Annotated in this window: 8 protein-coding genes; 6 read left to right on the top strand and 2 right to left on the bottom strand. The window is 72.6% G+C overall.

Annotated elements, in window-relative coordinates; translation table 11 throughout:
- Window positions 1-48: 48 nt before the first annotated feature.
- Window positions 49-312, bottom strand: a complete 264-nt coding sequence (locus ACFVHK_RS12800) for a DUF6458 family protein (protein WP_129234796.1) — start codon at window positions 310-312, stop codon at window positions 49-51.
- Between the two features lie 139 nt (window positions 313-451).
- Here ACFVHK_RS12800 and ACFVHK_RS12795 point away from each other — a divergent pair, with 139 nt between their 5' ends.
- The 4 genes from ACFVHK_RS12795 to ACFVHK_RS12780 all read left to right on the top strand — a co-directional run bounded on the left by ACFVHK_RS12795 (window position 452) and on the right by ACFVHK_RS12780 (window position 4,041).
- Window positions 452-1,522 (top strand): 3-isopropylmalate dehydrogenase, encoded by a 1,071-nt coding sequence (locus ACFVHK_RS12795; protein ID WP_376929116.1) that lies wholly within the window; start codon window positions 452-454, stop codon window positions 1,520-1,522.
- 47 nt (window positions 1,523-1,569) lie between these two features.
- Window positions 1,570-2,667 (top strand): branched-chain amino acid aminotransferase, encoded by a 1,098-nt coding sequence (locus tag ACFVHK_RS12790; protein ID WP_376929129.1) that lies wholly within the window; start codon window positions 1,570-1,572, stop codon window positions 2,665-2,667.
- 70 nt (window positions 2,668-2,737) lie between these two features.
- Entirely contained in the window at window positions 2,738-3,517 is a 780-nt protein-coding gene (locus ACFVHK_RS12785; protein ID WP_376929115.1) for a fumarylacetoacetate hydrolase family protein, read from the top strand.
- A complete protein-coding gene (locus tag ACFVHK_RS12780) occupies window positions 3,517-4,041 on the top strand; it encodes a group III truncated hemoglobin (protein WP_376929114.1) in 525 nt (174 codons plus the stop codon). The genes ACFVHK_RS12785 and ACFVHK_RS12780 overlap by 1 nt, the downstream gene beginning before the upstream one ends.
- A 34-nt stretch (window positions 4,042-4,075) precedes the next feature.
- Here the strand turns inward: ACFVHK_RS12780 and ACFVHK_RS12775 are convergent, their stop codons facing one another.
- Window positions 4,076-5,167, bottom strand: a complete 1,092-nt coding sequence (locus ACFVHK_RS12775; protein ID WP_376929113.1) for an aminotransferase class V-fold PLP-dependent enzyme — start codon at window positions 5,165-5,167, stop codon at window positions 4,076-4,078.
- Between the two features lie 81 nt (window positions 5,168-5,248).
- Here ACFVHK_RS12775 and ACFVHK_RS12770 point away from each other — a divergent pair, with 81 nt between their 5' ends.
- A complete protein-coding gene (locus tag ACFVHK_RS12770; protein WP_376929112.1) occupies window positions 5,249-6,265 on the top strand; it encodes a LysR family transcriptional regulator in 1,017 nt (338 codons plus the stop codon).
- Window positions 6,258-7,772 (top strand): glutamate--tRNA ligase, encoded by a 1,515-nt coding sequence (gene gltX, locus ACFVHK_RS12765; protein WP_376929111.1) that lies wholly within the window; start codon window positions 6,258-6,260, stop codon window positions 7,770-7,772. The genes ACFVHK_RS12770 and gltX overlap by 8 nt, the downstream gene beginning before the upstream one ends.
- Window positions 7,773-7,856 lie beyond the last annotated feature (84 nt).

Raw genomic sequence — 7,856 nt, 5'->3', positions numbered from 1 at the left:
GCCTCGGAGTGAGGCGGCGCCCCTCGCGGGCGCTTCGGTCGATCGACGTCAGACCGTCGTGGTGTCGTCCGGGCGCGACGTCTCGTTGCGCGTCACGCGGTCGCCCGTCGCGGGGTCGACCGTCGTGCGCTGGGTGGAGACGGAGCTCCGGCGTCGCGCCATCAGGATGATGCCGAGGATGATCACGACGGCGCCGGCCGCCATGAGGATGTAGCCGACCATCTGCAGGTTGATCCAGTCGACCGCCAGGTTCAGCGCGAACGCCAGGACGGCGCCGATGGCGAAGAGGACGATTCCGAGGCCGAGACTCATTGTGCGGTGCCTGCTTTCACTCGGGCGGCGCGGGGCCGCGCGGGGAAGGGGCGGGATGCCGCCCCGATGCGCCCGAGTGTAGTGATCGCCGCTCGCGCCGGACAGTACGCTGGGAGGGCTGGCGTACGAAGGAGTGTTCATGGTAACGACGGTCAGGCTCGCGGTCATCCCGGGCGACGGCATCGGTCCCGAGGTGGTGGGCGAGGCGCTGAAGGCGCTCGACGCCGCGACCGCCGGAACCGACGTGGTGTTCGAGCAGACGCGCTTCTCGCTCGGTGCCGCGCGCTACCTCGAGACCGGCGACACGCTGACCGACGACGACCTCGAGTCCATCAAGGGCCACGACGCGATCCTCCTCGGCGCCGTCGGCGGCGTGCCCGGCGACCCGCGCCTCGCGGGCGCGAACATCGAGCGCGGCCTGCTCCTGAAGCTCCGGTTCGAGCTCGACCACTACGTCAACCTCCGCCCGAGCGTGCTCCACCCCGGCGTCGCGAGCCCGCTCGCCGATCCGGGCGACGTCGACTTCGTCGTCGTCCGCGAGGGCACCGAGGGCCCCTACGTCGGCAACGGCGGCGCGATCCGCGTCGGCACGCCCGCAGAGGTGGCCAACGAGGTCTCGGTGAACACCGCCTACGGCGTCGAGCGCGTCGTGCGCTACGCGTTCGCCGCGGCATCCGCTCGCCCCAAGAAGAAGCTCACGCTCGTGCACAAGACGAACGTGCTCGTCTTCGCCGGATCGCTCTGGAGGCGGCTCGTCGACTCCGTCGCGGCCGAGTACCCGGAGGTCGCGGTCGACTACCTGCACGTCGACGCAGCCACGATCTTCCTCGTCACGGATCCTGCTAGATTCGACGTCATCGTCACGGACAACCTCTTCGGCGACATCCTCACCGATCTGGCCGGCGCGATCAGCGGCGGCATCGGACTCGCGGCCTCGGGCAACATCAACCCCGACGGCCGGTTCCCGAGCATGTTCGAGCCGGTGCACGGTTCGGCTCCGGACATCGCCGGGAAGGGCATCGCCGACCCGACCGCCGCCATCCTCTCGGTGGCGCTCCTGCTCGACCACCTCGGGCAGGCGGCCGCCGCCGACCGGGTGCGCGACGCGGTCACCGCCGACATCGCCGAACGCGGCGACGCGCGGCGATCGACCTCCGAGATCGGCGACGCCATCGCCGCACGCATCGGCGCCACCGTCGGCGCCCACTGACTCGCACCGTTCCGAAGGAGGACACCTTGACCACGTCGAACCTCACCCTGAAGACCCCGTCGCCCGCCGGGCTCGTCTGGCAGGTCACCGCCAACGAGAACGCCAAGTCGGTCGAGGAGCGCGAGGCGATCCTCGCCGACCCGGGCTTCGGCAACCACTTCACCGACCACATGGTCGACATCTGCTGGTCGGAGAAGGGCGGATGGCACCGTCCGCGGGTCTCCCCGTACGGCCCCATCCAGCTCGACCCGGCCGCCGCGGTGCTCCACTACGCGCAGGAGATCTTCGAGGGCCTCAAGGCCTACCGTCACGCCGACGGCTCGATCCGCACGTTCCGCCCGTACGAGAACGCCGCGCGCATGCAGCGGTCCGCCAGGCGGATGGCGCTGCCCGAGCTGCCCGTCGAGATCTTCATCGACTCGCTGAAGCAGCTGATCGCGGTCGACCCCGACTGGGTGCCGAGCGCGCCCGAGACGAGCCTCTACCTGCGTCCGTTCATGTTCGCCAAGGAGGCCTTCCTCGGCGTGCGGCCGGCGAAGAAGGTCAACTACTACCTCATCGCGAGCCCGGCGGCGGCGTACTTCCCCGGCGGCGTGCAGCCGGTGAACATCTGGCTGTCGACGCACTACGCGCGCGCAGGCAAGGGCGGCACCGGAGCGGCGAAGACCGGCGGCAACTACGCCTCCAGCCTGCTGCCCCAGGCCGAGGCGCACGAGAAGGGCTGCCAGCAGGTGCTCTTCCTCGACGACGGCAAGTACCTGGAAGAACTCGGCGGCATGAACGTCGTCCTGGTGAAGAAGGACGGCACACTCCTCACGCCCGAGTCCGAGTCGATCCTCGAGGGCATCACGCGCGACTCGATCCTCCGCCTCGCGGCCGACCGCGGCCACCAGGTCGAGCAGCGGCCGATCACGCTCGACGAGTGGCGCGAGGGCGCGGCATCCGGTGACATCGTCGGCGCGTTCGCCTGTGGCACCGCCGCGGTCGTCGTGCCCATCGGGCGCCTCCTCGGCGAGGACTTCGAGATCGTCCACTCGGGCGCGGCCGCCGAGGAGCTCGCGCTCTCGCTCCGCGAGGAACTCACCGGCATCCAGTACGGGCGCGTCGAGGACCGTCACGGCTGGATGGTGCGACTCGACGCGTAGTCGCCTCACGGCGTCCGCACCGCCCGCACGTCCGCGGGCCGGTGCGGACGCCGCGCAATAGGCTGGCCGCATGAAGATCGCGCGCTTCTCCCACGGTGAGACCATCTCGTTCGGCATCGTCGATGAGGAGGAGCACGAGCTCGTCGTGCTGAAGGCCGATCCGATGTTCGCCGGGTACGAGCCGACGGGGGAGCGCGTGGCGCTCGCCGACGCGAAGCTGCTGGCCCCGGTGATCCCTCGGTCGAAGGTCGTCGCCGTCGGCAGGAACTACCGCGAGCACGCGGAGGAGATGGGCGGCGAGGCGCCGGCAGAGCCGCTGCTCTTCCTGAAGCCCAACACGTCGGTGATCGGACCCGGCGACGCGATCGTGCTGCCACCCGAGAGCGCGCAGGTCGAGTTCGAGGGCGAGCTGGCGGTCGTCATCGGCCGCGTCGCGCGTCGCGTCAGCGAGGAGGACGCCGAGTCGGTGATCTTCGGCTACACGATCGCGAACGACGTGACCGCGCGCGACCTGCAGCGACGTGACGGGCAGTGGACGCGAGCGAAGGGCTTCGACACCTTCTGCCCGCTCGGCCCGCTGATCGAGACCGACGTCGACCTCGCGAACGGCGAGATCACGACGAGCGTCAACGGCACGCGCCACCAGCACGGCCGCTTCGCCGACATGGTGCACTCGGTCGCGAAGATCGTGTCGTACGCGTCCGACGTCTTCACGCTGCTGCCCGGTGACGTGATCCTGACCGGCACGCCGGCCGGCGTCGGCACGATCGTCGACGGCGACTCGGTCGAGGTGGCGGTCTCGGGGCTGGGGTCGCTCGTGAACCCGGTGCGCGAGGCGCCCGCGCGCTGATGTCGGGCGAGGTGTCGCGCGGATCGGCCGTGCCGGCGGGGCCGAACGAGGTGCGCGACGTGCGCGAGCTGCGCGACCGCGACGACATCGCCCGACTCGTGCGCGAGTTCTACGGGCGTGCCTTCGCCGACCCGCTCATCGGGCCGATCTTCACCGAGGTCGCGCGGATGGACCTCGAGCACCACCTGCCGATCATGTGCGACTTCTGGGAGACGGTCGTGTTCCAGGCCGGCACGTATCGCCGGAACGCCCTCGCACTGCACGAGGCAGTGAACCGTCGCGCCCCGCTCGGCGCGGAGGAGTTCTCGCGCTGGCTCGACCTCTGGACCGCCACCGTCGACGACCTGTTCGAGGGCGAGGCCGCCGAACGGGCGAAGGTGCAGGCGCGACGGATCGCGTCGTCGATGCGCCGTCGACTCGAGGGCGGCTCGGGGAGCGCGTTCGACACGATCGGCACTCGTGAGCGGCTCGCTGCGGCGGGCGAGATCGACGAGGTCCGCGGGAGCCGACCGGCCGGCGCGTGAGGGACCGGCGGCGTTCGCGGGCGCGGGTGACGGCTCAGGCCGAGCGGTGGCTCCGCGTGACCGCGGCGGCGGCCATCGCGACGTCCTCCTCGTCGTTCCACACGTGGAACGCGACGCGCGCGCGCCCGGCGCGCCCGGACGCGACGAGCCCCGCCGCGGTCAGCGCAGCGAGGTCGTCCCCGTCGGGATCGGGCCACGTGACGATCGCACTGTCCGACGGTGCGAGCCCGAGGCGCGCGCGGAAGGCGTTCGCGAGCCCGAGGTCGTGCGCGAGCACCGCTGCCGGGTCGTGCCCGGCCGCGAGCTCGAGGGCCGCCTCGGCACCTGCCCACGCGTGCCACGCGGGGGAGACGTCGAACCGCCGCGCCCCGGCGGCCAGGTGCAGCTCGGGCCCGTAGCACGACGCCCACGGGTCCTCGCCCGAGTACCAGCCGGCCGTGAGGGGCGTGATCTCGTCGAGCGCCCGGTCGCCGACCGACATGAACGCCGCGCCGCGCGGCGCGGAGAGCCACTTGTACGCGTGGCAGACGACGATGTCGGCTCCGAGGTCGGTGGTGGGGAGCCATCCGGTCGCCTGCGTCGTGTCGACGAGGCTGAGCGCGCCCGCCGTCCGGGCCGCGGCGATGACGGATGCCGCGTCGGCCACCTCGCCCGTCGCGGACTGCACGAGCGAGAACGCGACCAGCCAGGTGGTGGGCCGAACCTCGTCGGCGAGGTGGTCGAGCGGCACGTGGCGGACGCGCAGGTCGCCGCGGGCGAGGAACGGAGCGATGACCGAGCTGAAGTCGCCGTCGACGCAGACGACCTCGGCGCCGGCCGGGGCGGATGCCGCGACGAGCCCCGTGAACACCGAGACCTGCGAGCCGACGGCGACGCGGTCGGCGGTGGTGCCGAGCAGGGTGGCGGCGTGGCCGCGGGCGCGTTCGACGACGCCGGTGTACTCGGCGGCCGAGGCGCGACCGTCGCGCCAGCGCTCGAGGTCGCGGGCGACCGCCGCGACCGTGGGTGCGGCGGGGATGCCGAGCGTGCATGCCGCGAGGTAGCCGCGCCCGGCGGCGAAGCGCGGGTCGGGCAGGTCGGCGCTCGTGGTGCCGGAGCCGGTCGAGGAGATGGTCGTCGCGGTCATGCCTCCAGCGTGCGCCGCGCCATCCGATCCGTCGAGAGCAGGTCTGCGATCCATTGCATAAGGCGGGCTTATGATCGGGGCATGGATGCCTCGTCCGCCTCATCCGCCTCGCCCGCCGAAACGACCGGACTCGCCGACCTCGACGCGACCAGCCTGCTCGTGCTCCGCGAGATCGCCGAGCGCGGGTCGATCACCGCGGCCGCGAACGCCCTGGGCTACAGCCAGCCGGCACTCAGCCAGCAGGTGCGACGGGCCGAGGCGCGTGCGGGCGTGGCACTCGTGGAACGGACCGGCCGGGGCATCCGCCTCACCCCTGCCGGTCGCGTGCTGGCCCGGCACGGCGGCACCGTCGCGACGGCGCTCGAGGCGGCCCGCGGCGAACTCGCCGAGCTGCGCGGCCTCCGCTCGGGCCGCGTGCGGATCATGGCCTTCCCGTCGGCGTCGCCGACCATCGTGCCCGAGCTCATGGCGGAGATGGCCCGCCGGCACCCGGGCGTGCAGGTCAGCTTCGTCGAGGCCGAGCCGCCCGAGGCGGTCGCCGCCGTGCGCGAGGACCGCGCCGACCTCGCGCTCACGTTCAGCTACCCCGGCGACCGCAGCGACCCGCACCGCGAGAGCGCCAGGGGCCTCGAGGTCACGACCATCGGCGTCGACCCGATGCACGTCGTGCTGCCCGACGCGCACCCGCTCGCGGGCGGCGAGACCGTCGACCTCGCCGGGCTCGCCGCCGAGGCGTGGATCGCCGGCTGCCCGCGGTGCCGCGGCCACCTGCTCGAGCTGTGCGACACCGCCGGATTCGCGCCGCGCATCGCGGTCGAGACCGACAACTTCGTCGCCGTCGAGGAGCTCGTCGCGAGCGGACTCGGCGTCGCGGTGCTGCCCGCGCTCGCGATCGAGTCGGCGGGGGAGCGCGCCGGAGTCGCAGTGCGCGGCACCACGAACGGCGACCGTCGCACGCTGCACCTCGTCACCGCACGCGGCGGTCGCGGCGTCCCAGCGGTCTCGGTGGCCGCCGAGGCGCTCGGGCGGCTCGTCGCCCGACGCGGCGGCACCTCCTCCGACACGGCCCCGCCCCGTACCATTGAGGGCGATGTCTGACACGACCCACCCCACGACGACCGCCACCGGATCCGACATCCGCGTGCGGTTCTGCCCCTCGCCCACCGGAACCCCGCACGTCGGCCTCGTGCGCACGGCCCTCTTCAACTGGGCGTACGCGCGCCACACCGGCGGCACGTTCGTGTTCCGCATCGAGGACACCGACGCCGCCCGCGACAGCGAGGAGAGCTACGCGCAGATCATCGACGCGCTCTCCTGGCTCGGCCTGCAGTGGGACGAGGGCATCGACGTGGGCGGCCCCCACGGCCCGTACCGCCAGTCGCAGCGCGGCGAGATCTACGCCGACGTCATCGAGCGGCTGAAGGCCGCCGGGCACGTCTACGAGAGCTACTCGACCGCCGACGAGATCGACGTGCGCAACGAGGCCGCCGGCCGGCCGAAGCAGTTCGGCTACGACAACTTCGACCGCGACCTCACCGACGAGCAGCGGGCCGCGTTCCGCGCCGAGGGGCGCCAGCCCGCGCTGCGCCTCCGCGTGCCCGACGTCGACCTCGGCTTCGACGACCTCGTGCGCGGCCGCATCGACTTCGCGGCGGGCTCGACGACCGACTTCGTCGTCGTGCGCCCGAACGGCGCCCCGCTCTACACGCTCGTGAACCCCGTCGACGACGCGCTCATGGGCATCACGCACGTGCTCCGCGGTGAGGACCTGCTCTCGTCGACGCCGCGCCAGATCGCGCTGTACCACGCGCTCATCGAGATCGGCGTCACCAGCTTCGTGCCGCGCTTCGGCCACCTGCCCTACGTCATGGGCGAGGGCAACAAGAAGCTCTCCAAGCGCGACCCCGAGTCGAACCTGTTCCACCACCGCGACCGCGGCTTCATCCCCGAGGGCCTCGTCAACTACCTGGCGCTCCTCGGCTGGGGCTTCTCGGCCGACCGCGACGTGTTCAGCCGCGGCGAGCTCATCGAGGCGTTCGACGTCGAGGACGTCAACCCGAACCCGGCCCGCTTCGACCAGAAGAAGGCCGACGCGATCAACGGCGACCACATCCGCCTGCTCGAGCTCGCCGACTTCACCTCGCGCACCGTGCCCTACCTGCAGGCCGCCGGTGTCGTCTCGACGCCGATCACCCCCGGCGAGGAGGCGCTCCTCGTCGAGGCCGCGCCGCTCGTGCAGGAGCGCATCACCGTGCTCGGCGAGGTGCCCGGCCTCCTCGGCTTCCTCTTCACGGATGCCGCGAGCCTCGAGTTCGACGAGGCCGCCGTCGGCTCGCTGTCCGCCGACGCTCCGGCCGTGCTCGCCGCCGCCCGCGAGGCGCTCGAGCGCATCCCCGGCGAGGCATGGACGCACACCGAGATCGAGGAGGCCCTGCGCTCCGCGATCATCGACGGCCTCGGCCTCAAGCCCCGCGTCGCCTTCGGCCCGATCCGCGTCGCGGTCTCCGGCCGCCGCGTCTCGCCGCCGCTCTTCGAGTCGATGCAGATCCTCGGCCGCGTGGAGTCCATCGACCGCATCGACCGCCTCGCCGCGCTGGTCGACTGACCCCGACGGATGCCGCGGCCGGCACCCGAACGGCACGGCCGCGGCATCCGCTCACGAGGCCCCCTCGATTTGGACCGCACCCCG

It is taken from the genome of Agromyces binzhouensis (assembly GCF_042672355.1).
GTDB lineage: Bacteria > Actinomycetota > Actinomycetes > Actinomycetales > Microbacteriaceae > Agromyces > Agromyces binzhouensis.
Note: the sequence above shows the minus strand (reverse complement) of the source record. Positions and strands in the feature narration are given on the sequence as shown.